The organism is Streptosporangium canum (assembly GCF_900113865.1).
Taxonomy (GTDB): Bacteria; Actinomycetota; Actinomycetes; order Streptosporangiales; family Streptosporangiaceae; genus Streptosporangium; species Streptosporangium canum.
Genome location: NZ_FOQY01000022.1, coordinates 87,342 through 111,726, shown reverse-complemented (window position 1 = coordinate 111,726; position 24,385 = coordinate 87,342). Strand labels below are relative to the sequence as shown.

24 protein-coding genes, 1 tRNA gene and 1 pseudogene are annotated in these 24,385 nt (G+C 68.5%); 11 read left to right on the top strand and 15 right to left on the bottom strand.

The genetic code is table 11. From position 1 onward, the window contains the following. The first annotated feature begins 1,130 nt into the window (after window positions 1-1,130). From BM085_RS27940 to BM085_RS46215, 3 genes and pseudogenes are all read left to right on the top strand, one after another. A complete protein-coding gene (locus tag BM085_RS27940; RefSeq protein WP_093889861.1) occupies window positions 1,131-1,559 on the top strand; it encodes a hypothetical protein in 429 nt (142 codons plus the stop codon). Between the two features lie 298 nt (window positions 1,560-1,857). Next, window positions 1,858-2,559 (top strand): hypothetical protein, encoded by a 702-nt coding sequence (locus BM085_RS27935; protein WP_177245310.1) that lies wholly within the window; start codon window positions 1,858-1,860, stop codon window positions 2,557-2,559. A 153-nt stretch (window positions 2,560-2,712) separates the two neighbouring features. Then, window positions 2,713-2,934, top strand: a pseudogene (locus BM085_RS46215) (transposase); the annotation flags it as partial. 168 nt (window positions 2,935-3,102) lie between these two features. Here the strand turns inward: BM085_RS46215 and BM085_RS27930 are convergent. After that, complete coding sequence (locus BM085_RS27930; RefSeq protein WP_093889860.1) at window positions 3,103-4,635, bottom strand: FAD-dependent monooxygenase; 1,533 nt, start codon at window positions 4,633-4,635, stop codon at window positions 3,103-3,105. Between the two features lie 101 nt (window positions 4,636-4,736). Between BM085_RS27930 and BM085_RS27925 the strand changes: the two genes are divergently transcribed. After that, a complete protein-coding gene (locus tag BM085_RS27925) occupies window positions 4,737-5,366 on the top strand; it encodes a TetR/AcrR family transcriptional regulator (RefSeq protein WP_218158848.1) in 630 nt (209 codons plus the stop codon). A gap of 118 nt (window positions 5,367-5,484) precedes the next feature. Here BM085_RS27925 and BM085_RS27920 read toward each other — a convergent pair whose 3' ends face one another. The 4 genes from BM085_RS27920 to BM085_RS27905 all read right to left on the bottom strand — a co-directional run bounded on the left by BM085_RS27920 (window position 5,485) and on the right by BM085_RS27905 (window position 9,778). Beyond that, complete coding sequence (locus tag BM085_RS27920) at window positions 5,485-6,162, bottom strand: DoxX family protein (RefSeq protein WP_218158847.1); 678 nt, start codon at window positions 6,160-6,162, stop codon at window positions 5,485-5,487. Window positions 6,163-6,319: 157 nt separating this feature from the next. After that, window positions 6,320-7,513 carry an NAD(P)/FAD-dependent oxidoreductase gene (locus tag BM085_RS27915; RefSeq protein ID WP_093889859.1) on the bottom strand — a complete coding sequence of 398 codons (1,194 nt, stop codon included), beginning with the start codon at window positions 7,511-7,513 and terminating at the stop codon, window positions 6,320-6,322. Window positions 7,514-7,659: 146 nt separating this feature from the next. Next, on the bottom strand, window positions 7,660-9,288 hold the full coding sequence (locus tag BM085_RS27910) for a multicopper oxidase family protein (RefSeq protein ID WP_093889858.1): 1,629 nt from the start codon (window positions 9,286-9,288) through the stop codon (window positions 7,660-7,662). Next, window positions 9,281-9,778, bottom strand: a complete 498-nt coding sequence (locus BM085_RS27905) for a hypothetical protein (RefSeq protein ID WP_177245308.1) — start codon at window positions 9,776-9,778, stop codon at window positions 9,281-9,283. The genes BM085_RS27910 and BM085_RS27905 overlap by 8 nt, the downstream gene beginning before the upstream one ends. A gap of 419 nt (window positions 9,779-10,197) precedes the next feature. On the opposite strand from BM085_RS27905, the gene sigJ reads away from it, so the two are divergent. The 4 genes from sigJ to BM085_RS27885 all read left to right on the top strand — a co-directional run bounded on the left by sigJ (window position 10,198) and on the right by BM085_RS27885 (window position 13,968). After that, complete coding sequence (gene sigJ / locus BM085_RS27900) at window positions 10,198-11,136, top strand: RNA polymerase sigma factor SigJ (RefSeq protein ID WP_093889857.1); 939 nt, start codon at window positions 10,198-10,200, stop codon at window positions 11,134-11,136. Window positions 11,137-11,770: 634 nt separating this feature from the next. Further along, window positions 11,771-12,310, top strand: a complete 540-nt coding sequence (locus BM085_RS27895) for an RNA polymerase sigma factor (protein ID WP_177245307.1) — start codon at window positions 11,771-11,773, stop codon at window positions 12,308-12,310. After that, window positions 12,307-13,302, top strand: coding sequence for a hypothetical protein (locus BM085_RS27890; RefSeq protein WP_093889855.1), 996 nt, complete (start codon window positions 12,307-12,309; stop codon window positions 13,300-13,302). Before BM085_RS27895 ends, BM085_RS27890 begins: the two co-directional genes overlap by 4 nt. A gap of 195 nt (window positions 13,303-13,497) precedes the next feature. Then, window positions 13,498-13,968, top strand: a complete 471-nt coding sequence (locus tag BM085_RS27885) for a hypothetical protein (RefSeq protein WP_143121098.1) — start codon at window positions 13,498-13,500, stop codon at window positions 13,966-13,968. A 655-nt stretch (window positions 13,969-14,623) separates the two neighbouring features. Here the strand turns inward: BM085_RS27885 and BM085_RS27880 are convergent. The 4 genes from BM085_RS27880 to BM085_RS27865 form a co-directional block, all read right to left on the bottom strand. After that, window positions 14,624-14,696: transfer RNA gene (locus BM085_RS27880), tRNA-Thr, on the bottom strand. A gap of 123 nt (window positions 14,697-14,819) precedes the next feature. Further along, window positions 14,820-15,788 carry a 23S rRNA (guanosine(2251)-2'-O)-methyltransferase RlmB gene (rlmB, locus tag BM085_RS27875; protein ID WP_093889853.1) on the bottom strand — a complete coding sequence of 323 codons (969 nt, stop codon included), beginning with the start codon at window positions 15,786-15,788 and terminating at the stop codon, window positions 14,820-14,822. A gap of 23 nt (window positions 15,789-15,811) precedes the next feature. Then, complete coding sequence (gene cysS, locus BM085_RS27870; RefSeq protein ID WP_093889852.1) at window positions 15,812-17,209, bottom strand: cysteine--tRNA ligase; 1,398 nt, start codon at window positions 17,207-17,209, stop codon at window positions 15,812-15,814. Between the two features lie 144 nt (window positions 17,210-17,353). Continuing rightward, window positions 17,354-17,743: a PPOX class F420-dependent oxidoreductase gene (locus tag BM085_RS27865; protein WP_093889851.1), complete on the bottom strand. Its 390-nt coding sequence runs from the start codon at window positions 17,741-17,743 to the stop codon at window positions 17,354-17,356. Window positions 17,744-17,859: 116 nt separating this feature from the next. Between BM085_RS27865 and BM085_RS27860 the strand changes: the two genes are divergently transcribed. Further along, window positions 17,860-19,188, top strand: coding sequence for a DUF2637 domain-containing protein (locus BM085_RS27860; protein WP_093889850.1), 1,329 nt, complete (start codon window positions 17,860-17,862; stop codon window positions 19,186-19,188). 319 nt (window positions 19,189-19,507) lie between these two features. Continuing rightward, the gene (locus BM085_RS46955) at window positions 19,508-19,639 is read left to right on the top strand and encodes a hypothetical protein (protein WP_281249874.1); all 132 of its coding nucleotides are present in this window, start codon (window positions 19,508-19,510) and stop codon (window positions 19,637-19,639) included. On the opposite strand, the gene BM085_RS27850 is transcribed toward BM085_RS46955, so the two are convergent. From BM085_RS27850 to BM085_RS27835, 4 genes are all read right to left on the bottom strand, one after another. Next, window positions 19,636-19,902: a GlsB/YeaQ/YmgE family stress response membrane protein gene (locus tag BM085_RS27850; RefSeq protein ID WP_093889848.1), complete on the bottom strand. Its 267-nt coding sequence runs from the start codon at window positions 19,900-19,902 to the stop codon at window positions 19,636-19,638. The two genes, BM085_RS46955 and BM085_RS27850, sit on opposite strands and share 4 nt — an antisense overlap. 97 nt (window positions 19,903-19,999) lie before the next feature. Beyond that, entirely contained in the window at window positions 20,000-20,266 is a 267-nt protein-coding gene (locus tag BM085_RS27845) for a GlsB/YeaQ/YmgE family stress response membrane protein (RefSeq protein WP_093889847.1), read from the bottom strand. A 167-nt stretch (window positions 20,267-20,433) separates the two neighbouring features. After that, the gene (gene ispF / locus BM085_RS27840) at window positions 20,434-20,913 is read right to left on the bottom strand and encodes a 2-C-methyl-D-erythritol 2,4-cyclodiphosphate synthase (RefSeq protein WP_086575889.1); all 480 of its coding nucleotides are present in this window, start codon (window positions 20,911-20,913) and stop codon (window positions 20,434-20,436) included. Between the two features lie 17 nt (window positions 20,914-20,930). Beyond that, complete coding sequence (locus tag BM085_RS27835; protein WP_012887713.1) at window positions 20,931-21,413, bottom strand: CarD family transcriptional regulator; 483 nt, start codon at window positions 21,411-21,413, stop codon at window positions 20,931-20,933. 262 nt (window positions 21,414-21,675) lie between these two features. Here BM085_RS27835 and BM085_RS27830 point away from each other — a divergent pair, with 262 nt between their 5' ends. Beyond that, the gene (locus tag BM085_RS27830; RefSeq protein WP_093889846.1) at window positions 21,676-22,257 is read left to right on the top strand and encodes a copper chaperone PCu(A)C domain-containing protein; all 582 of its coding nucleotides are present in this window, start codon (window positions 21,676-21,678) and stop codon (window positions 22,255-22,257) included. Between the two features lie 147 nt (window positions 22,258-22,404). On the opposite strand, the gene BM085_RS27825 is transcribed toward BM085_RS27830, so the two are convergent. Together BM085_RS27825 and BM085_RS27820 are read right to left on the bottom strand one after the other, a co-directional pair. Next, window positions 22,405-23,094 (bottom strand): response regulator transcription factor, encoded by a 690-nt coding sequence (locus BM085_RS27825; protein WP_093889845.1) that lies wholly within the window; start codon window positions 23,092-23,094, stop codon window positions 22,405-22,407. Next, on the bottom strand, window positions 23,091-24,272 hold the full coding sequence (locus BM085_RS27820) for a sensor histidine kinase (protein WP_093889891.1): 1,182 nt from the start codon (window positions 24,270-24,272) through the stop codon (window positions 23,091-23,093). Before BM085_RS27820 ends, BM085_RS27825 begins: the two co-directional genes overlap by 4 nt. Between the last annotated feature and the right edge of the window lie 113 nt (window positions 24,273-24,385).

Here is a 24,385-nt window from a genome sequence, read left to right as displayed (position 1 = left end):
GAATATCGACGTCCATTCGGAGACCCGGACAGTCTTCGCATGGATTAGTCTTATGGACGATATCACTAAGAAGCAGCGGAAACGCGAGGTCCAGGAGAGAAGGGCGCGGGCCGCAACTACGGCCACCAAGCGCTGACTGTAATCATAGTTATCATCCCGAAATTCAATGGGCCTCGGATGACACACGTCGACCCCTGGTTCACCCAAGCGACGGTGACCACTGGATACAGCGACTGGAAGCGTGGGCTATGAAACGGGAACCGTTGCCAACAGGATGGAAGGATGCTCTTCCGAAGAGGCCACTGTCTTCGGGCGAGCATCCTCCGCGCCCGCTAGGGGTTCGCCGAATCCTGGCATCATTGCTGTGGCTAGGGCTGGGCGCGCTTCCGTTCGCGCTCGCCCTCGCCATCATCCAGACAGATCCCACTCGCAGCGAAATAGCATCGATCGCTCTCGGCTTTCTCGTCATAACTCTGCCATACGGCGCAGTCGGAACAGTGATGGCGCCCAGGGTCTCCATGCGAAAGCGAGATGTCTTCCTGTCCCGGGAATCCTGGATGTGGCGAGTTTCCTGTCTTCCGTACTGTGATTGGACGCCCCGACGTGGCGATCTGGATCACCTGGAAAGGGTAGAGATCGACGATCACGGTCGAGTCACCTCGCACGTCAGATTCAGACGTTGAGTCCGCGTCGCCCGACAGAGGATCTTGAATGGTTCATTGGCCGACAAAGCCGAAGTGACTGACGCCGTCGCCCTGTGAGACATGGCCGTTAAGCTGCTGGATGCCGACCGGGGATCCAGCATCAGCCGGTGACGCCCGCACCACCACGGCCGAAACCCTCCCCGATGCGGCCTCCACCTGACCTCACGTCAACCTGAAGGACTTCCGGGGCCGGCCGCTCAGCGTACGTTTTCGTTCCGCCGCGCTTCGCCCGAACCATGCTGACGGGGGCACACCGGCCGTCGTCGTCGCCCCCGTCGCCGTACCCATCGATCAGCCGGATGGCGGCCTGCCATTGCCGGACGTAGAGGAGTACGCCAAGATCGATGGGTTGATCCGCTGCGGTATGGACCGCAGCCCCCGTCGAAGGGTAGACAAGTGATCAGTTCTGTTACGAGGGTTGTCGCCGTGGCGGCCCTAGCCGCCGGCGTTCTCGCGGCCAATCCGGCATACACGGCGTACGCGGCCTCCGCCCCCTACACTCCCGAGGGCGTCTGCGGGGCGGGGTTCACCCGGGTTCAGGACGGCACCCGCCCCCTCAAGTCGGGACGTGACACCTTCGGCTACGTCTACCTCATGTACAACCGCAGCACCGGTTACAACTGCGTGGTCAGTATCAAGACCGCCTTCTACCGGACCGCCACCTACACCACCGCCACCCTGACGGTGAAGGGCGGCAAGCCGAAGACCGACGCGGGCAAGTTCAAGTACTACGCCGGGCCGGTCAAGCTGAAGGCCCGGGGCGAGTGCGTCTCGTACTGGGGCAGCACCCGAGACACCCGGCTGGACTACGCCGAGGCGACCGGCGGCCGCAAGACCTTCGGCAACTGCGGATAGCGAGACCTCAAGCGCCGGGGCCACCCCCGGCCCCTCGCCCCCAGGACGAGCATCGCCCGGCCCCACGACGGCTGCCAGCCGGTGTCCCCTGACGGCCCAGTACTCCCAAAGCTACGGCGAGCCGCAAAGCAGCTGAGAGTAATCGCCTTCACGCTCTGCGAGTGTTCGCGCATGCCTGGACGACGGCCACCGCTGAGCCGGGGCTTGCATCATCGGGACCACGAGAGCCCCGGACGTTGATTTTGTCGCAACCAATGACGCATCCTATTGCTACAAAGCTTGCGGCAAATGAGGCACTGTGACCCGCGAACCGCTACCGGACACCGGCCCGCCGACGCGCACGACCGATCTGCGCATGGCGGGCGAGTGGCCGGCCCGCCACGACCTGGCCGACACCCACCCGCCCCCGCTGCTCGCCAGCCGGCTGGCGGTCCGCAGACGCGCCCGCCTGGCCACTTACGTCATCCTGGCCGCGCTGATCATCGTGAGCGCCCTCGCCGCCACTTCCGCTTTCGGCGGCCTCCAGCCGCGTCGCCCGCTGCTGGCCCTGGCCGCGTCGGTGGCCGGGCTACTGCCGGCACAGTCGCTGATCGACCGGTGGGTGCGACGCGTCGACCAGCGGGCGGGCGCGACGCCGTCACGCAGGGCCGCCCATACGATCCAGCCCGGCCGGCAGGCCGTGCTCGGCCGGCCGTACGCCGTTTTCGCCGTCGCCACGTTCGCCGGTGCGCTGGTGCCGGCCGCAAGCGCCCTGGCCGTTCCCGACCCCACCCTGCGGCAGCCGGCCGTCGTCGTGCTGATCGGCCTGCTCGGCGCGACGGCCATCACCGCCCTGCAGCTGCGCCACCCGCTCAGTTTCCCGGTCGTGGCGGAGGACGAGGAATCGCCGGCCGCCGACGTCATCATGCGCGTCGAGGACGCCCGCGAGCACACCCCTCAGCCGCCCGGTCACGGGCTCGTACCGACTTTATCATTCTTAAGTTATATAAATAGTGGCTGAGATTGTTGGCCCGTGCGCGCTCGACGTGCTCGGCGGCGCGCTCGGCACCTCCGGTGCCCGTACGGCGTCAACTCCGCGCCACTCGGGGAGGTCGGCATCCAGCTGGAGCGTTTTCGCCGGTTCTGGAGCCGGCGCCTGGGCGCACCGACCCAGAAGATCCGTGAGGGCGGGCGGATCATCAATGTGCGTGTGCCGGTGGCCACAGCGGCCAACGCCAATGGCCGGCGGGAGACCCCCGGCCTGGAGGTCACCTCCGCCGAGGACGGCGCCGGCTGACCGGCGTTCCTGCGCGGCCTGGTCACCCGTGGGCTGGGCGGGGTGCGGTCGGTCATCTCCGACGCCCACGCCGGGCTGGTCGCAGCGATCGGCTTAACCCGCGGAACTCAGGAGCACGCGGAGATCAACTCATCCACCAGCTCCGCTGGACGTGACCGGCTCCGGCCGCAGTGGAGGTCTTCTTACCCGCCGCCGGACAAGTCGTGGCCGGGCGAGCCGAGTTGGAGCGGATCTGGCAGTAGCGCGCTGGAAGCGGCTCGTCCCGGCTCAGGCGACCGAGATTGTCCTCAGGTAGTCGACCACCGCATCGCCTGACCGGGTCCGTACGGCCACATAGCCGTCCGGCCGGACGAGGACGAGTGTGCCCCTGCCGGCGCCGTAGCGCTTGCTCGGGGGCCCTGGCTCCAGCTGGTAGACGCGGATGTCGTCGCCGTGGAGTCCGTCCAGGCGCTCGGCCAGATCCGGCGCCACCGCGCCGAACTGGAGCAGCGTGAAGTGGGTGCCGCGGAAGAGGTCGAACAGCCGCGACTGCTCGCCGGTCACCGGGTGCCGGCACGGCGAGTCGGGTGCCCGGTCGCCGGGACGGACCTTGCCCTTGTCGCCGACCGACAGCTCGGAGTCGCGGTAGTCCACGCCGAGCTGGGAGGTCTTGCTCACGATCGCCTTGGTCACCGCGGGGCTGCGCATCAGCGGCAGGATGATCCAGTCTCGGAGGAAGGTCATCAGAGGCTTGGTGGAGAACAGCGCGGTCATGCCGACGCCGCTGGTCTTGAGCACGGATTCGGCCACCGGGCGGCGCTCCCGCTCATACGTGTCGAGCAGGCTGTCGGGGGCTTGGCCGCGTACCGCGAGGGCCAGCTTCCAGCCGAGGTTGTAGGCGTCCTGGATGCCGGTGTTCATGCCGAGCCCGCCCGCGATCGGGTGGACGTGGGCGGCGTCTCCGGCGATGAAGACGCGGCCGGCACGGTAACGGTCGGCGAGCCGTACCTTGTAGCTGAAGTGCGACAGCCAGGTGGCGTTGTGCAGGCGCACATCCGTCCGGCCGGTGCGCTGCGCGAACAGACGCTGGAAAAGCTCGAGTGAGGGCTCCTGGCCGGCACCCTCCTCGCCGGGGCGTACGGTGAGGCCGAACTGCCACGACAGCGTACCGGGCAGCAGCGCGAGGCCCACGGAGGACTCATCGGCTGCGTACCAGACATAGGAGCCGTCGCGGGGCAGGCCGTCCACCTCCACGTCGCCGAGCAGGTAGTGCTCGGTCTCCGACACCAGCCCGGGAAAGGTGATCCCGGCGGCCTCGCGCACGGCGCTACCGCCGCCGTCGCAGCCTACGAGGTAGGAGGCGTGGATCACCTCACCCGAGGCGAGCTGCGCGACGACCTGGCTGTCGGACTGCTCGATGCCGGCCAGTCGCAGGCCACGCTCCACCTGGCCGCCCAGTTCGGTCAGGCGGGTGCGGAGGATCTGCTCGGTGCGCCACTGCGGCAGCAGGACGAGCGTCGGGTACGGCACATCGGGCCGCGGGCGGACACCGGCCAGGAGGTGCAGCTCCGCGACGAACCGGCGGTCCATGTAGATCCGCGCCGGCATCTCGGATGCCCCCGCGTCCAGGAAGTCCTGGACCACGCCGAGATCGTCGAACACCTCCAGGCTGCGCGGCTGTATGCCCTTGCCCCGGGACTGGTGGTGGAATTCGGGAGATCTGTCGATCACTCGGAAGGTGACGCCGCGCCGGGCCAGCTCGCAAGCCAGCGTCAGCCCGGTCGGTCCGCCTCCGACGATGAGTACGTCTACGTCGGTCATGTCTTCCCTCAGTTCAGGACGGAACCTATCCGTTCCATTTGGAGGATAAGCGGCCCTGAAGTCGGGACGCAACCGTTCCGTCTCGTGTTACCATCGCGGATATGACCGAGATCCGTCCGCGTGGTCGCGGCGCCGCCGTGCTGCGCCAGACAGTCACCGACACCATCGTCGCGGCGGCGGTCGCCGAGCTGGCGGAGACAGGTTACGCCGGTATGTCAATGGGCGCGGTGGCCCGGCGGGCCGGTACGGGAAAGGCCGCGCTCTACCGGCGGTGGCCGTCGAAAGAGGCGATGGTGGTCGACCTCATCGACGTCTTCGCCTCCCGGCAGGTCCCGGCAGGCGGGGCCGGTGACCTGAGTGGCGACGTGCGAGCCTACGTCCGAGCGGTGGCGGATACGCTGTCGGATCCCGTGGTCATGCGCATCGTGCTCGATCTGACAGCCGAGGCCGCTCGCAACCCCGGGCTCTCCGAGGCATTCGACACCGCGATCCGGCAACCGCGCAGGACCGCGTGCGAGCGCTTTCTGAGGAGCGCGGTGGAGCGTGGCCAGTTGCCCGCCGACCTCGACCTCGACCTGGCCCTCGACCTACTGGTCGGGCTCACGCAGTGGCGTGTCCTCAACACCGGCCAGAACGTCGACGACTCCTACGTCGAAGCGACGAGCAAGCTGATCATCCAGGCGCTTCCGCTCTGCCTGGGCGCCGGCGACAGGCGTGGTGTGCGGGGATGACGGTCCCTGTGCGTGCCAGAAACCCGGTGCCCGAAGTTCTGCGCACCGGGCTGCGCCAACTGCTCTGAGCGTGTGGGCGGGTGGCTGTCGTCCGCAACGGTGCCGCGGAACCAGGCCGCTACTCGTCGATCCAGCCGAGCTCGACCGCCCACCCGTGCGTCATGGCTTCGGCCGCGGGCAGCGTGAGGAATGAAACGGCGTACAGAACAACAAGGAGCCCGATCGGAACGGCCCAAGCGCGAGGACGGGTTTCCGGCGGACCGGCCCCATCCTGTCCAGCGTCGGCACGGCGCTCCCGCCGGAGCCGCGTCGCCGGGAGCCGGCGGTCGGCGGGCCTCAACGCCCACGACGCGATGGCGCACGCCCCGAACACCAGCGGCACCCCCCACGTCTGAAGACTGTCGCCGACTATCAGATGCGACGCCACGGCACTCGACCACAGGAAAAAGGCACCCACGTACGCCCATTCCTTGATCAGCGGTAGCCCGGGCGCGATGATCGCGATGGCCGCACCGGCCTGCCACGCGGCGAGAACATAGGCGAAGAAATGGGGGTATCCCAGGTGGCGTAACTGGGCTTCCACCCATTCGATCGGCACAAGGTTCCACACCGATCCGGCAATCAACTCGAAGACGATGACAAACGTGGTGGCCCAAAAGGCGACAGGGCGGATCCGGCCCCGATCCCAGCCGCTCCGTGCGACGGCGGCCGACTTCCCGCCCGTCGCGTGCTGAAACGTCGTGGTCGTTTGAGTTTGCATCGCAGCCTCCTCGTCAAAGCGATCTGGCATGTTCATGAGATTTCTCCTCGCGTTGTGCGCGACTTCGGTGCGAATTCGCAGGTGGCGATCGATTCCCCAATGGAATGGCCGGCCAGGGCCGAGGGCCGCTGAACGCGCCTTCCGCCCGCGTGCTCGTCAACCCCCGTGAACCGTCCGGCATGCTCGCCGGTGGTCACGGGGACGCGACCCCTCGCGGAGCGGAGGCCGGCTGCTCGGGACGCGGGCCGCCCTTGGGCCAGAAGCCGGAACCCGGCTTGCGGGCCTCACGGCGGATCCTCGACACCCCGAGTTTGCAGGTCGCCTCCTTGATCACCGCGGCCATGCGCCCGGCGATGTAGAGGTTCACCGTCGTGTCGTCTTTGCGGGCGAGCTGTCGTATGCCGGCGCGCCGGCCGAGGCTGACGCACGATCCGGTGAAGGCCTGGTCGATCACCGCCGGTTCGGTTCCCGCGATGCGGCTCAGCACGGTGTCGGCGGCCTGCGCCCCGAGCGGCTGCGCAGCCTGGGAGCTCATCCGCAGCGGCTGGCCCGACGGTGCGGCGGCGTCGCCGGCCGCGACGATGCGGTCGTCGTCGACGCTGGTCAGCGTCTCGTCGGTGAGCAGCCGGCCGAGCGCGTCGGTCCGCAGCCCGCTCGCGGCCGCCAAGTCCGGCACGCCGAAGCCGGCCGTCCAGATGGTCAGTGCACTGGCACGCACCCCACCGTCGGCGAAGACGACCGCGTCCGGCCGGACCTCGCTCACCACGGCGGCCTCGAGCACCACGACACCGTGCCGGGACAGCCACCTGGCCACGGATCGGCGACCCGGCGCACTCAGTGACGGCGCCAGGGTCCGGCCACACACCAGCGTGACCGCGCGTCCTTGTTCGGCCAGTTCGGCGGCCGTCTCGACACCGGTCAATCCGGCGCCCACCACAGTGACCGGAGCATCGAACGGCAACTCGGCCAGCCGGGCGCGCAGCCGCTGTGCGGATTCGAGTTCAGCGATGGGGAGAGCGAATTCGGCCGCTCCGGGGATCGATGACGGTATCGCCGCGATGCTGCCGACCGCGTAGATGACGTAGTCGTAGACCAGCGCGCGCCCCGACGCCAGCCGTACTGTGCGGGCGGCGGTGTCGATGCGCGTGGCGCTGTCGACCACCAACTGGATGTCCTCTCCCAGCAGTGTGCCGTAGTCCACCGTGGCCTCGCCGGTGCCGGCCGCCAACTGGTGCAGCCGGATCCGTTCGACGAAATCCGGGCGGGGATTGACCAGAGTGATGTCGACGTCGGCGCGCATCCGCAGATGGTTGGCCGCGAGTGCCCCGGCGTAACCACCGCCGATGACGACGACCTTGCTGGGGGTGTGGACTTCGTGCGTGGACATGGCGAGGCCTTCCCTTCTCAACTTCAAGCGGTTCTTGAGGCTTTGCGAGCCGGCGGAGTCGGTCTTCCGTCACGGAGTGGCCGCCGCACGGACGATCACGTGTTTGGCCGGAGATCCTCGACGGCGATTTCCGCGGCGCGGTGGTGTCAGATGATTTCGAGGTTGGCCATCATCCCCATGTCTTCGTGTTCGGCGTTGTGGCAGTGGAAGAGATAGCGGCCGCGGTAGCCGTCGAAGCGGGTGATGATCTCCACTGATTCGCCCGGCCGCAGGGAGACGGTGTCCTTCAGGCCGGCGTCGTGGGGCAGCGGCGGCCGGCCGCGGCGCGAGAGCACCCGGAAGCCGACCAGGTGCAGGTGGACGGGATGGTGAACGTCGGCGATCAGCCGCCACACTTCTACGTCGCCGAATCCGGCGGTGACGTCGGAGCGGGCGGGGTCGAACGGCAGGCCGCCGATCAGCCATCCGTGACCGCCGTGCATGCGCCCGGCACGGAAGGAGAAGTCGCGCACCCTGACGGCGTCCGACCGGCGCCAGGTCGGGAGATCGGTGGAAAGGACACGCGGGATGCGGCTGTCGTCGGTGACCTCGCGCGCGACCCGGAAGGCCATCACGTCGCGGGTGCGGCCGGAGCCGAGCCGGTTGACGACTCTGACGCGGCTGCCGACCCGAACGCCCGAGAAGTCGATGATCACGTCGTAGCGTTCGGCCGGCGCGATCGGCAGGAGCCGGTGGGTGACCGGTGCCGCGAGCAGTCCCTGGTCGGCCCCGATCTGCACGAGGTCGAGCCGGCGTCCGTCGTCGGTGATCGCCTCGAGTTCGTAGTGCCGGGCGTTGGAGGCGTTCAGGATGCGCAGCCGGTAGCGGGCCGCGTCGGCCTCGTACACGGGCCACGGGGCGCCGTTGACCAGGATCACGTCACCGAGGACCCCGGCGAGGTACGGCTCGCGCACGCCCGGCCGCTCCCGCGACGTGGGATCGAGGGCGGGATAGTCGAGGTCGCCGTCGGCGGTGAACGCACGGTCCGCGATCATGAGAGGCAGCTCGCGCCGCCCGGCGGGCAGGCCGAGCGAGTCCTCGGCATCGTCGCGGACGATGTGCAGCCCGGCGAGGCCCCGCCAGATGGCGGGGGCGGTGAAGTCCATTCGGTGGTCGTGATACCACAGCAGCGCCGGCCGCTGGTCCAGCGGGAACGTGTAGTCCCGCGACAGCTTGGTCAGCACCGCCCGCGGATCGTGCATGACATGCCCCGGCCCGCCCGCGCCCGTGTGCGTGACGTGGGCGGCGTCCGGCCAGCCCTCAGGCAGGACGAGGTCGGTCGGATACCCGTCGGACTCCGCCGGGGTTCGGCCGCCGTGAAGATGCACGACGGTCGGCACGGGAAGGTCGTTGCGATGCGTAACAGTGACCGGCCGACCGCGGCGCGACTCGATCGTCGGCCCCGGGAAGGCACCCTCGTACGTCCACAGCGGCGTCCTGACACCGGGCAGGATCTCCACGGTCGCCTCGCGCTGGGTGATCTCATAACGGTCGGCCCCGCCCGACCTGCTGACCGGCGCCAGCACGGAGGGAAGCGGCAACGGCACCTGGAACGCGGGCGGCAGCGGCACGGCACTGCGCAGTTCGGCACCGGTGAACGGCGTACGGCGGGCCAGCGCGGCCGAGGCCGACAGCCCGCCGGCCGCCACCAGACCGAGCGCCCCGCCGATGCCCAGTGCCTGACGCCTGGTCACCGTACGGGCACGGCCGGATCGGTCGTCATACGGCTCACGCATCGCCCGCTCCCTGCCGCTCCGGCTCCCGCGCGTTCCGCACCCGCTCGCGCCGGGGGTGCGGTCGCCGCCGGAGGGGCCGGCTCCACACGGCGATGAACAGCACGACGAGCGCGACGACGGTCATCACCCCCAGCGGGAAGTGCAACCACAGGGCACCGTCCAGCCCGGCGAAGTACTGCACCGACTCGGCCGCCATCAGAGCTGACGCGGCAAGGAACGGCCAGGCCTGGCGCAGCCGTACCCAGATCACGATCCCCACGATCACCTGCACCAGGCCGACAGAGGTGACGACGTCGGCGCCGGCCGCATGCCGGCGCAAGCCGTCGTAGTCACCGCTCATGTACATCCCGGCGAACACCGGCTGACCGGCGATCGCGACCACGTGCGCGCTGACGATGGCCCGCAGCACCCAGTCGGCGGGCCTCGTCCGATGCGTGGCATCGGATCGGGCCGACATGGCCGCGCGGAGCCTGTTGGCCGCGGTAACCATTGAGCGTTCTCCTCACTCTGTTCTCGACACTCTGTTCTCGACAAGCCCGCCGGCCGCGACCGCAGATCGTCCTGCTCGGTCGTCGTGGGAGTGGACAGTCGTCGTGGGAGTGGACATGGGGAGGTCCTCCCTTCTCAGGATCAGTGGTGTCCGAGGCTCGCGACCCGGTGGGACCGGTTCTCCACGCTGACGAATTCCGTGATCGACTTGCTTCTTTCCGCGTTCTCCTGGCGCCGCTGGAGCCGGGCCGTGGCAGGGCTGGTGCGCCGCCTGGCGAGACGACCAGTGGAAAGGCGTTGGTCTGACTGGTACGACAAGACAGCCCCTCGAAATGTGAGGCGACGCGTCAACCTCACATTTCGAAGGGCTGTCTTGTCGTCCTACTGACAGCAACTGCGACCGAAGAAGTCGGGGACACCATGACCACCCAGCCCGAGCCAGGAGGCGGCCGGCTCGATCCAAGCCTGAGCGCGATCATGGGCGAGCGGCGTCGGCTGATCAATCTCGCCTACCGGCTCCTCGGCTCGCTGTCCGAGGCCGAGGATGTCGTCCAGGAGACCTATGCCCGCTGGTACGCCATGTCCCGGCAGCAGCAGGACGCCATCGCGTCCCCCGGCGCATGGCTGTCCACGGTCGCCGGCCGCATCTGCCTCAACGTGCTCTCCTCGGCACGGGCCCGGCGAGAGACCTACGTGGGCGAGTGGATCCCCGAGCCGCTGCCCGAACCCACCGAGTGGATCAGCGGGCGGCCGGACGGCATCGCCGTCGACCCGGCCGACCGGGTCACTCTCGACGAGTCGGTCAACATGGCCTTCCTCGTCGTGCTTGACTCGATGACCCCTGCCGAGCGCGTCGCGTTCATCCTGCACGACGTCTTCCGGTATTCCTTCGGCGAAGTGGCCGAGATCGTCGGCCGTACCCCGGCGGCCTGCCGCCAGCTGGCCTCCTCGGCCCGCCGCCGCATCCGCGCCGCGCGGGCGTCTACGACCCCGGCGGCCCGGCAGGCCCGGATCGTCAGGGACTTCAAGCGGGCCTGGGAGGCCAAGGACATCGACGCCCTCATCGCCCTGCTCGACCCCGACGTCACGGCGACCGCCGACGGGGGCGGCGTCGTCGGCGCCGTGCTCCGCCCGGTCGAAGGCGTCGAGCAGATCGTGCGCTCCCTGGTCCATCTCGAAGGCAGGCTCCGTAGCCTGATATTCCTGGAGCGTACGGTCAACGGCCGGCCCGGCCTGATCGCCCAGGAAGACGGCGTCACTGTGTCGGTGTACGCGTTCGAGGTCGCAGGCGACCGGATCAAGCACATCTGGGCGGTACGCAACCCCGACAAGCTCCGGTCGTGGACGGCAGGACCGTAGCACTGCGGTGGTTTGCTGACGTGGGGTTGATGCCGCAGCAAACCGGCGGACAGGGATGATCGGTGCTGTTCGGGGGGCGTGGTGGTGACCGCGTGGCGTCCGTGTCCACCGGTCGCCGGGCCCGTTGAAGGAGTACGCAGCCCGGTTCGATGATCTATGGTGTCCGCTCACGCAGCGCCGGAGGGCCGCGTCCACGGATGCGGTGTACGGGTTCCGCCGGTGGCGGACAGCAATAACGGCTCCCGTTCACCGCCGCCCCGCCCCAGGAGGCGTCCACCTGCGCGACGCCGTACCGGGTGGAAGATCAAAAGCACGGCGAGGGGTGGGTGGGGTGGCCAGGGGCCGCCTGTTCGTGCGGCGCTGTACCGGGGCGAGCCTCAAGGAGTCGATGTCCCGCACGGTGCGACTAAGGATCGGGTCGCCACGGCTGGTATGACCTCGATGACACGCGCCGCTCCAACGGGTGGCCGCGTCTCACGCATGGTGATCATGCTATCCGGCGTGGATCAGGATGCAGGGCTGTGCGGATCGTGGGCCACGGCATCAGTTTTGCACTGGCGGTGACATTCGTGAGCTTCGCGACATCTACCAAGTAAATGCACATCGCATTGGCGCATTGAAGGGGGGATGGAGTGTGAGTGATGAGGTCGGCTTCACCAGCATGTTCGAAGAGCACTACGAGTCGGTTCTGCGGTACGCGTGGCGGCGAGTTGGTCCTGCCGATGCTGCGGACGTAGCCGCTGAGACGTTCAAGGTCGCATGGGAGAAGTACGACAAGGTGCCGCACGCTCAGCCGTTGCCCTGGCTGTATACGACCGCCCGGAATCTCGCGTTGAACTTGATCAGGCGGGGCAATCGGCGAGACGCGCTCACCGACTCGCTGAGCGAGTTATTGACGAGCCGCGGCACTGAAGAGGACCACGCTGTCACAGTTGCCTCTCGTCAAGCGGCGCTTGCCGCGCTGAACAGCTTGAGTGAACGCGATCGGGAGTTGGTGCTGCTGATGTCTTGGGAGGGACTTGATCTCCGACAGGCCGCAACGGTTGTGGGCTGTTCCAGATCAACGGCCGCGATGCGCCTACACCGCATACGCAGACGATTACGGCACCTGCTCGTGGAGGAGTCGCAGCCCATCACCGACCGGCAGCCGTCTTTCGGGAGGAGCGTCATATGACCAACGATCTGAAGCAACTCACGAGCTTGCTCCGGGGACACGATCCTGCCAGTAACGTACGCGCTGACCCGGTAGCGCTGTCTGCCACTCTGGACGACATCATCAGCAACGCCATTCGGATCCCTCGGGCGGCAAAGTGGCACTGGCCCCGGCGGAAGTTGCTCACTCTTCTTCCGGTCACCGCCGTATTGGTGGGCGCGGCGGTCATGCTGCCGATTGTCATGCAGCCCGGTGACGGAGGTCCCCTCGTCCTGGGGCCGGCTAAAGCACTGGCGTTCGCCAAGAAGGGCGACTACATCGATGTCCGGATTGTGGACCCTGACGCCGACCCCCAGCGCTACCGCGAGGATTTCGCGGCGCACGGCCTGAAGGTCGACCTGCAGATGGAGCCCTCATCGCCAAGTCTCGTCGGCACGATGATCTCCATATCCTCCCCGCAACGGATGACCGTCTTCCACCCCGATGGATTCGAGATCAAGGGTGAACACGGCAGCGACTGGATCAAATCCATCAAGGGGACCGAGTGCGGAAACTTTTGGTGCAAGGCCGGAGTTAGCATTCCCCTCAAACTGCGCGGCCCTGTTGAGATCACTTTTGGTCGAGCCGCCCGGCCCGGCGAACGGTACAAAGTCGCAGGAGATGCGACCGCGCACGGTGAAATTCTGGAGGGCGTAGACCTGGCGAATCAGACGGTTGCCGAGGTCAAGCTCTTACTGCGGCAGCGAAACGTCACAGTCGAGTACCGCTACAACAGGCAGGCTGTTCTCCAGCCGGAAAGCGTCTCCGACTTCTGGTACGTGCATGAGGCGTTCAGCGGTCACCACAAGAACTCGGTAATACTCTCCGTCGCATCCTGGCCAATGAACCATCCGCGCATGGGTGGGTCAGGCTGGTTTAAGTTTCTTATCTTGGCTGTCGCGGCACTGATGACTGTCGCAGTTGTCTGGATGATACGAGCATTGCGGCGACAGGCCGGCCAGGTTCTTCGGTGAGCCGGGGTGCGGAACGAACTCCCGGACTGTCGATCGTCCCCGACCTCGTACGGAGATCAGCCCGCATCAGGCGATCGTCAGGGCGGTACTGGTCGCGGCGGTGCGATGCGATGCCACCATCTGGAGACAGGGTCGAGCTGGAGAGGCAGGGCTGTGGGGTTTCTTCTGAGGACTTGCCGGCTCCATAATCACTGCGTGTCCAAGATGCCGGTGTGGTCCAAGTTGGCGCTGGCCCTGATGGTGCTGGCATTGGCGGTCAAGATCGTCACGTTGGCCTCTGGGGCAGCTGGCACCCTGCGCGAAACCTTTGACTGGGTGTTCGTCGTCATCGGTGTTCTCGCCGTGACGCCGTACCTGGCGGCCGGTGTGCGGGGGGTGGCCAAAGTGCGCAGGCATGAGTACCCCAAACCCTTGCCGGGGGAAGCACCTGACGGACCGCGTAAGCGCACGATGGTGTCCTCGGCGCTCCGACTCTGCATTGCCCTGATGGGGCTCTTAGCGATTTCTGTGACTCTCAGGTCTGCGATCGAGCCCGGCTCATATGAAACCGGGCCGCTCGGCTGGGGCATGGAGATCATCGGGCATCTGCCCGTGATCCTGCTTTTCACCGTGACAGGGATCTCCGTGGTGACTGTGGTGTGGTCCTCGATGAAGTCGAACAAGTAGAGAGCCGGCCGAAGCAAGGTCACAGATACCGGAAGAGCTGCGAAGCGTTCGGTCTGCTGGTCAAGGAAACCTGTAGGCGGCGGTGTGGCCCCGTGCGGTGGTCGATGGTCGGGTACGGCGTGCGGGTGGTGCGGTGGGCGGCCCGTGGTCCCGCCGCCGGCCGAGACCGGCGCCCACGCCGCACGCTCGGTCGGCGTTCGGGCGGCGGGCCGTGCGGCGGCGCGCCGCGCCGCCGCCTGGAGAGGTTCGCGGAGCCGGGAGAGAACGGGCGTGTTTTCACCGGCCCCAAGGGCGGGCCGCTCAAGCACTCCGGATTCCGCCGGACGTGGAACAGGACCCGCTCGGCCGTCGGACTTCCCGATCTCCACTTCCACGATCTTCGCCACGTCGGCAACACCCTGGCGGCCTCCACCGGGGCGAGCCTCAAGGAGTTGATGTCCCGCACGGGGGCACTCCTCCACGCGAGTGGCCCTGATCTACCGGCACGCGAGCCAGGACCGCGACAGAACCATCGCTCAGACACTCGGAAGCGCGCTCAGAGCGGCACGGGAAACGAAGATCGAAAACGCTGGTGGCACGCAGCCGGTGGAAGGCCCAGGAACGACGAAGGCCCAGGTCAAGGGATCATCTCCCTGGCCTGGGCCTTTGCACTGCGAGCCGACGAGGGGAATCGAACCCCTGACCTACAGTTTACAAGACTGTTGCTCTGCCGATTGAGCTACGTCGGCATGGTCGCCTGCCGATTGTAGTCGGCTTACGCCCCGGACGTCACCGAGCCGAGGGGACGAGTCGGAAAGATCGGGGCGGATTCTGTGGATCCTCGATCGCGGCGAGGATCCACAGAGCGGGCCTCAGCGGCGACGGTGGCGAGCTACCTCGTAGAGGGCGACGCCAGCGGCGACGCCCGCGTTCAGGGACTCGGCCGCGGCGTTCATGGGGATGCGGACGACCAGGTCGCAGGATTCGCGGACCAGGCGGGACAGGCCCTTGCCCTCCGAGCCCACGACGACGACCAGCGGGCCGTCGAGGAGGTTGGCGTCGCCGATGTCGACCGTGCTCTCGCCGTCCAGGCCGATCACGAACAGGCCGGCCTCACGGTATTCGCGCAGGGTCGCGGTCAGGTTGGCCGCGCGGGCGACCGTCAGGTGGGCCAGCGTGCCGGCGGAGGTCTTCCAGGCGCCTCCCGTCACTCCGGCCGAGCGACGGGAGGGGATGACCAGCCCGTGGGCGCCGAAGGCGGTGGCCGAACGGGCGATGGCACCGAGGTTGCGCGGGTCGGTGACGCTGTCGAGGGCCACGATCAGCGGCACCTCGGCGGCGTCCCGGGCGAGGCCGATCAGATCCTCGGGGTGGGCGTATTCGTACGGCGGGATCTGCAGGGCCATGCCCTGGTGGATCGCCCCCTCGGTGAGGCGGTCCAGCTTCTCCTTGCCGACCTCCAGCATCGCGATGCCACGGTCGGCGGCGATCCGGACCGACTCCTTGACCCGGTCGTCGTTGTCGATGCGCAGGGCGATGTAGAGCGTGCTCGCCGGCACACCGGCCCGCAGCGCCTCAAGGACGGGGTTGCGGCCGCCGATGTATTCCGGGGCGTCCTCGCTCCGCCTGCCGCGGATCGGGGTGCGCGGGGAGGAGGGCCTGCCGGTCCTGTCCTCGCGCTCGATCCGCTCGGTGCGCGCCTTGTCCTTGTGCCAGTGCCGCATGTGCGCCGGCGGGGTCGCCCCCTTGCCTTCCAGGCCACGGCGGACGTTGCCGCCCGTGCCCTTGGTCGGACTCTTCTTCTTCGCGGGTCGCCCGGACCCCTTACCCCCACCAGCCATGCTGTCTAGGGTACGGCCTGCTTTTACCGCGACAGCTCCCAACGAGGACCTTGGGGGGTGTCCTCCACGAGGATCCCGGCTCCGGCGAGTTGGTCGCGGATGCTGTCGGCCGCCGCGAAGTCCTTGCGGCCCCGGGCCGCCTGGCGCTGCTCCAGAGCCACGCTGACCAGCGCGTCCACGGTCGAGCGCAGGCCCACGTCACCGCCTGAGGAGCGCCACTGCTCCGAGCGGGGGTCCAGTCCGAGCACGTCGAGCATGTTCTGCGTCTCGGCCAGCAATCTGGCGACCTGCTCCTTGTTGCCCTGTGCCAGTGCGACGTTGCCCTCACGGACCACCTCATGGACCACGGCGAGCGCCTGCGGGGTGCCCAGGTCGTCGTCGAGCGCGTCGGCGAACGCCTGGGGCAGCGGCGCGTGCGCGTCCACGTCGTGGATGACCTCGGCCGCCCGGGTGACGAAGCCCTCGATGCGCTGGTAGGCCGAGGCGGCCTCGGCCAGTGCCTCCTCGGAGTAGTCGATCGACGAGCGGTAGTGCGGGGCCGCGAGGTAGTAACGGAGCTCAACCGGACGGACCTTCTTGGTCACCTCGGGGATCAGCAGGGAGTTGCCGAGCGACTTGCTCATCTTCTCCGCGCCGATCTTGAGCATGCCGTTGTGCATCCAGTAGCGCGCGAAGCCGTCACCGGCGGCCTGCGACTGGGTCAGCTCGTTCTCGTGGTGCGGGAAGATCAGGTCGACACCGCCGCCGTGGATGTCGAAGGTCGGCCCGAGGTACTTCGTCGCCATGGCGGAGCACTCCAGGTGCCAGCCGGGGCGGCCACGGCCCCACGGGGTCGGCCACGTCGGCTCGCCCGGCTTCTCGCCCTTCCACAGCGCGAAGTCACGCGGGTCCCGCTTGCACGAGTCGGTGTCGGTGTCACCGGCGGCCCGCATGTTCTCAAGCCTCTGGTTGGACAGCGAGCCGTACCGATCGGCGTAGGACATGACGTCGAAGTAGACGTCACCCCTGGAGGCGTAGGCGTGGCCGGCGGCGATCAGCCGCTCCATCAGCTCGATCATCTCGGGCACGTGGCCGGTGGCCCTCGGCTCGACGGTCGGCGGCAGGCAGCCGAGCACCTCGTAGGCCCAGGTGAAGGCGCGCTGGTTACGCTCGGCGATGACGAACCACGGCACGCCCTCGTCCGCCGCGACTCGGATGATCTTGTCGTCGATGTCGGTGACGTTCCGGCAGAAGGTCACCTCGTAACCCGAACGGACCATCCAGCGGCGCAGCACGTCGAAGTTGACGCCGGAGCGGATATGTCCGATATGCGGGGGAGCCTGCACGGTGGCACCACACAGGTAGATCGACGCCCGGCCGGGTTCGACCGGAACGAATTCACGGACCGTACGTACGCTGGTGTCGTATAGGTGCAGGCTCACGAAGGAAAGGCTAACGCCTTACCTCACCTCACAAGCCGGGTTACGAGACGTTGAAGTTGCCCAGGGGTGTCTTTTGTAGTCATTAACGGCGAATGCCGCCCGTACCCGTTGATCGATCAGACGGTCATGAGGGTCCGCGGGAAATCATCCGCGCAGGTAGACCCGCTCGGGGATGACGCGCACGATCAGCCGCTCTGCCCCGGCGTGCGCCTCCACCCAGGACTTACCCGTGTATTTGTGCGACAGCTCGTCGATGAGCGCCCCCGTCGGGTCCTCGCTCACCGTGACCTTCCCCCGCACCTCCGCGTAACGATAGGGGTTGACGTGGTCGACCACCACGATGGCCGTCCGCGGGTCACGCGCGAAGTTGAGGTTCTTGCGCCGCCCTCTGACCGTGGAGAAGACGATGTCGTCCCCGTCGGTCTTCGCCCAGACCACGCTGGCCTGCGGGCTGCCGTCGGCGTTCAGGCTCGTCACGGTGGCGAAGTTCACCCCGTCGAACAGCGTGCGCACGTCCGCGGTCAGTTCTCTCATGGCTCTCCTCGGTCCCGCTTCACTCCATCGATCATGTCAGGTGCGATCGGAGATGGCGGGCGCGGACCCCTGGCTTCAGCCATGGGGAGCGCTTCGATCTGTAGGCTCGAAGCGCCATGGACGTCAAATCCCCCGCGGCGGCAGACTCGATCTCCCGCCCCTCCGCAACCGTGCCCCCGTCCGCCGAGCCGAGCCGGGCCGCCGTCGCCCTGCGCCGCGCAGGGATCGCCGTCACCGGAGTCGGCGTGGCCGCGCTCGCCGCCGCCGCGTGTGTGCTCTCCTTCGACGACCTGCGTGTCCTCGCCATCGTCGGCGAGGCCGACCAGAGGCTCGCCTATCTCTATCCGGCCGCCTTCGACGCGCTGCTCGCCATCGCGATGATCGGCGTGCTGCTGCTGCGGGGCGGGTGGTGGCCGGTCCGCCTGCAGGCGGGGGTGGTCCTGACGCTGCTGTTCGCCGCCGCGGCCGCCGCCGAGGTGACCACGGCCACGCGGGCCACGGTGAACACGCGGCAGGCGGCCGTCGTGGTGGCCGTCGCCCCCTGGGTGATGCTGCTCCTCGCCCTGTGGCTCTGGCTCCTGCTGATCAAGCACGCCGCCGCCCGGCGGGCCGCCGCCGACGCGAGACCGAGGGGCCACGGCCGCGACATCGTGCCGTTCCCGGCCGCCGACCTGCCGACCGCGGAATACCCGGTCCGGCCGGCCGGACCTGGCCACCCCGTTCACCCCGTCCAGCATCCCGTGGCCGAGGTCGCGCTCGATCCGCAGGCCGCCCCTCCGCTGGAGTCCGCCCCGCACCACGACCTCCCGGCCGGCGTTCCGGTGGTCGGCCCCACCCCGGCCCCGGAGACGCCCGAGATCGGGAGACTTCCGGAACCCCCCGCCGTCCCCGGGCCGGCTCCCGAGCCCTTCCTCGAACCGGTCCCCGGTCCGGAGAAGCCCGTGCGCTGGGGTGACCTGGTCCGGCCCCGCCAGGGAGACCTGCTCGTCCACCCGCCCCGCGCCGCCGTACGGGAGCCCGAGCCCGGACCCGAGAGCCGGGTCAGCGAACGGGTGGAGACCTGGGACGCGGACGCGGAGCCCCTGCGGGAGCGGGAGACCGAGGTCGGCGACCGCGACGCCGACACCCAGCCGATCCGGGCGATGTCCGGGGGGCCGTCCCCGGACCCGGCGCACGGAGCCGAGGTGGCCGACCGCGAGGAGAGCGCCGCGGAGGCGGCCTCCGGACCGCACGGGGAGAGCGCCGTGGAAGCGGCCCGGGACGAGCCCCACCGGGAGAACCCCGCGGAGGAGGCCCGCCACGGGACGCACGAGGAGAACCCCGCGGAGGCGACCTCCGGGCCTCGGGCGGAGGAGGCTGGGAACGAGTCGGGCGAAAAGGATGAGAAGGCCACGGCCCCGCCCTCCGGGCGTATGCGCAGCACGCCCACGCCGCCGGAAGAATAAGACTCGCCCCCTGCCGCGAGAGGAGCCGGCCCTGCCTGCGGGCCGTGTCCCCGGCCGGACGTGTCCGCCGGGATCGGCTACGTGGCCGGCGTCCCGTCCGCCCCGCCGTACCCACTGGGCGCCGAACGGCCGGGCCGGGTCCCGGCCGCCGTTCTCCGCCCGGTGTTGGACCGGCCCGCAGCTATTCGCTCACACATCGGTGAGCGGCGCCCCGCTGCGGACCGGCGATCTGCTCACCTCCGGGCCCGTGTCAGGATCGGCCGGAGGCCGGTTCGGCACGTTTCTCGAACCGGCCTGGAACGGCCGGGACCCGCTCGGTATGCCTGACGGAACCGAACGGGTCTTCCTGGAGGGCGGGGACGTCGTGTGCGTCACCGCGTCCGTCTCCGGGCCGGAGGGTGTCCGGTTGAGCCTCGGTGAGGCCGTCGGGATGGCGCACCCCGCTGTCTAGACCCTGGACCGCTTCAGGCCGGCGACCAGGCCGACACCGATGACAGCCAGGACGACCTGCATGACGAGCTCGATCCAGTCGATGCCGTTGGTGGTCGCGACGCCGAGAACCTGGGCGATCGCGGTACCGATGAGAGCGGCGACGATGCCGACCACGATGGTCAGGATCCATCCGATCGCCTGCCTACCGGGAAGCAGGAGACGACCGATGGCGCCGATGACGGCGCCGATCACGATGGCCCCGAGGATGGACTCGATAGTCATGTCTACCTCCCAATGAAGTGAGGTGAGCCCTTCACTCTCACAGGGAGGTGGATACCCCCTACGTCAGGGATATTCCTGGCAATGACAAAATTTCGGTTCAGCGCGCCTTCCCGGCGCGCATCTGAACGACCAGCAGCACCCCGATGACGGCGAGCGCGAGCTGGATGATGTGCTCCCACCAGTCGATTCCCCGCGTGTTCGCGATGCCGAGCAGAGCCGCGATGAGCGTGCCGATGAGAGCGGCGACGATACCGACGATGAGCGTCAGCCCTATCGAGAGATTCTGGCGTCCGGGAATGATGAGCCGTGCCAGTGCCCCGATGATGGCTCCGATGACGATCGCGGAGACAATCGATCCAATCATGCCCTGCTCCCCCCGGTGACGAGACATGGTCAATAGGGAGCTACCCAGGTCATTCATAGATCATTCGAAAAAAGGGGTGGCCCGTACCGCGCCAGGAAACGGGCCACCGCCTCGAATGTATCGGCGGGCATTCCGCGCCGCCCGCCGGAACGCTTTCGCGTTCCGTATTAAGAGACGCCTGAGACCGGCGGCAGGTTCACCACGATCGCGGTCGCCACGGCCGCCACGCCCTCGCCACGCCCGGTGAGCCCCAGGCCGTCGGTCGTGGTGGCGCTGATGCTCACGGGCGCGCCCACGGCCGCGCTGAGCGCCTTCTCGGCCTCGGTACGGCGCGGCGCCAGCTTCGGCCGGTTGCCGATCACCTGGACGGCCACGTTGCCGATCTCGAAGCCGGCGGCGCGCACCTTCCTGGCGGCCTCCTCCAGCAGGGAGACGCCGGAGGCCCCTGCCCAGCGGGGATCGGACGTGCCGAACAGGCCGCCGAGGTCGCCGAGACCCGCCGCGGACAGCAGCGCGTCACAGGCGGCGTGGGCGGCGGCGTCGCCGTCGGAGTGCCCGTCGAGGCCGGTCTCACCCGGCCAGTGCAGACCCGCGAGATGCAACTCGCGCCCGGATGCGAACGGGTGGACGTCGACTCCGACGCCCACCCGTGGAAATGTCGTGTTCAGGAGTTGAGAACCTCGTCGAGCAGGGCCTCGGCCTTGTCCTCGTTGGTCTTCTCGGCGAGCGCGAGCTCGCTGACCAGGATCTGCCGGGCCTTGGCCAGCATCCGCTTCTCTCCTGCGGAGAGTCCGCGCTCCTTGTCTCGTCGCCACAGGTCGCGAACGACCTCGGCCACCTTGTTGACGTCACCGGACGCCAGCTTCTCGAGGTTGGCCTTGTAGCGGCGGGACCAGTTCGTGGGCTCTTCGGTGTGAGGCATGCGAAGCACGTCGAAAACGCGCTCAAGGCCCTCTTGACCGACGACATCGCGAACACCCACGAGTTCTGCGTTGTCAGCCGGCACCTGGACGGTAAGGTCGCCCTTGTCGACCTTGAGAACCAGGTAGGTCCTTTCCTCACCCTTGATGGTTCGGGTCGTGATTGCCTCGATCCGAGCAGCCCCGTGGTGGGGGTAGACGACAGTGTCGCCGACCTGGAAAGTCATGTGACAAGTACCCCTTCCGCTGTACTCAAGAGTACCACGTATCCACAGCCTCCCGGAACAGTGAAATCACCATAACTGCAGGTCAAAGCGGCATATTAAGGCTTGACAAGGGCTCGACTCTATGAATCAAGGGTGAGAAAAACGTCTATGACCTGCACTCCCCGTCTCCCGACGATCAGGTGGGGTGCCGGAAAACCCGGCAAAGCTCACGGATAGGGTTGGTCTCCGCCCTGCATCCTGTGTGACAAGGAGAACTCGCACCGTGACCCGCAACAGCCGTCACTGGGCGATCGCCGCCGCCGCGTTCCTCGCAGCCGCCCCGGTCCTGACCGGCTGTGGTGCCGGATTCGACGCGATTACCAGCCAGCCCTACTCCCCGACCGAGGCGACCACCGCCAAGGTCCGGGGGATCGACATCTCCCAGGCCTTCTTCCTGGGCCCGGACTCCGGCGCGACGCTCCCGTCGGGAGGGGCCACGCCGCTCTACCTGTCCATGGTGAACACCGGGCAGGGGCCCGACCGGCTCCTCGGCGTCGGCGTCGACCCGGCCCTGGGCACCGCGAAGGTCACCGCGCCGGTCGACCTCCCCGTCCAGCAACTGGTGAGCGTCGGCAAGCCCACGCCCACGGTCCTGATCGAGGGGCTCAAGAAGCCCCTCTCCGGCGGCGAGAGCATCTCGGTGCAACTGCAGTTCGCCAACGCGGGCATCGTCCCCCTCACGATTCCGGTCATCACCCGCAGCCGTGAGTTCACCCAGCTACCGCAGGCTCCGGGCGCCACCGCGGCTCCCACGCCGACGCCCACGCCCTCCGCGACGGCGGAGCACGCCGAGGGCGACCACTGACGGACGCCGGAGGGGGTGCACGGCCCGCGGGCCGTACACCCCCTTTTCGCGTGCCGCGCGTGCGCTCCGCCGCGCGGGGCGGGGCACGGCGGGACCGCCGGACGCCTCCCAGTCCGTCGCGGGCGGATCAGTCCGTCGCGGGGCGGATCAGTCCTCCGCGGGGTCGAACTTGTAGCCCAGCCCGCGGACGGTGAGGATGCAACGCGGGTTGGAGGGGTCGGACTCGACCTTGGCGCGCAGCCGCTTGACGTGCACGTCCAGGGTCTTGGTGTCGCCCACGTAGTCGGCGCCCCAGACGCGGTCGATGAGCTGGCCTCGGGTGAGGACCCGGCCGGCGTTGCGGAGCAGGACCTCCAGCAGCTCGAACTCCTTCAGCGGGAGCTGCACCTGCTGGCCGCGGACCGCGACGATGTGCCGGTCCACGTCCATCCGGACCGGGCCGGCGGCCAGCACGGCCTGCTCCAGCTCCTCCACGTCTCCCTGGCGGCGCAGCACCGCGCGGATACGGGCCACCAGCTCTCTCGAGGAGAAGGGCTTGGTCACGTAGTCGTCCGCGCCGAGCTCCAGCCCGACGACCTTGTCGATCTCGCTGTCCTTGGCGGTGAGCATGATCACTGGGACGTTGGAGCGCTGGCGGAGGGAGCGGCAGACCTCGGTGCCGGGCAGGCCGGGCAACATCAGGTCGAGCAGCACCAGATCGGCGCCGTTACGGTCGAAGGTGTCCAACGCCTCGGGGCCGGTGGCCGCGACCGCGACCTCGAAACCCTCCTTGCGCAGCATGTACGACAGAGCGTCGGAGAACGACTCCTCGTCCTCGACAACAAGCACGCGAGTCACTGCGCGGCCTCCTGGGGGATGGTGGTGCTACCGGGTACGGCCACCGCCATGCCGCCGAAGGCGGGCAGGCGGAGAGTGAAGGTGGAGCCTGAGCCTTCCTTGCTCCACACCGTCACCGCGCCGTTGTGGGCGGCGGCGACGTGTTTGACGATGGCCAGGCCGAGGCCCGTGCCACCGGTCGCGCGCGAGCGGGCGGCGTCGACGCGGAAGAAGCGCTCGAAGATCCGCTCCTGCGCGCTCTCGGGGATGCCGATCCCCTGGTCGCTCACGCTGATCTCGACGGATTCGATGTGGGCGCCCGCCGCACGCGCGCTGACCACGACCCGGGTGTGCTCGGGGCTGTAGGCGACCGCGTTGTCGATGAGGTTGCGCAGCGCGGTGACGAGGAGCTCGTCGTCGCCCCAGATCTGCAGCCCCTCGGCGCCGCCGGCGACGAGGGTGATGTCCTTGGCCGCCGCCGTGGTGTTGCAGCGGTCGATGGCCTCGTGCACGGCCTCGTCGATCGGGACGGGGCCGGGGGTGGGGATGGGCTCGGCCCCCTGGATCCTGGAGAGGGTGATGAGGTCCTGGACCAGGTAGGTGAGGCGGGCGGCCTCGTGTTGCATGCGTCCGGCGAAGCGGGTGACCGCCTCGGGATCGTCGGCGGCGTCCTGGATGGTCTCCGCCAGCAGCGACAGGGCGCCCACCGGCGTCTTGAGCTCGTGGCTCACGTTGGCGACGAAGTCGCGGCGCACCGCCTCGACGCGCCGGTGCTCGGTCTGGTCCTCGGCGAGCACCAGCACCTGACCGTACGATCCCAGCGGGGCGACCCTGACCGCGAAGTTGGTCGACTCCTGACCGAACTTGTGCCCGGCCACCTCGATCTCGCTCTCACGGATCTCGCCGTCCCTGCGCACCTGCCTGGCCAGCGCGAGCAGTTCGGCCGCCATCAGGTGGTCCCCCCGGACCAGACCGAACGCCCGCGCGGCCGAACTGGCCCGCAGCACCCGGTCCTCCTTGTCGAGCACGACCGCCGAGGACGGCAGTACGGCCAGCACCGAGGCGACCCCATGGGGCAGGGCGCCGGGCTCGACGTCGTCCACCGGCGTCATCATCCGTCGCTGTGCCATGTTCTGGCGGACGACCATCACGGCCAGCGCTCCCACGACGAAACCGGCCAGCGCGGCCAGGCTCGCCATCAGCTCACTCACGTGGTCCTCCTGTCGGGTTCACGCCCTTGATGGTAGGCGTGAGTTTCGCCGTTCAGGCAGCTCATGAGGGCACGACCATCGCCTTTCCCGCAAAGTTCACT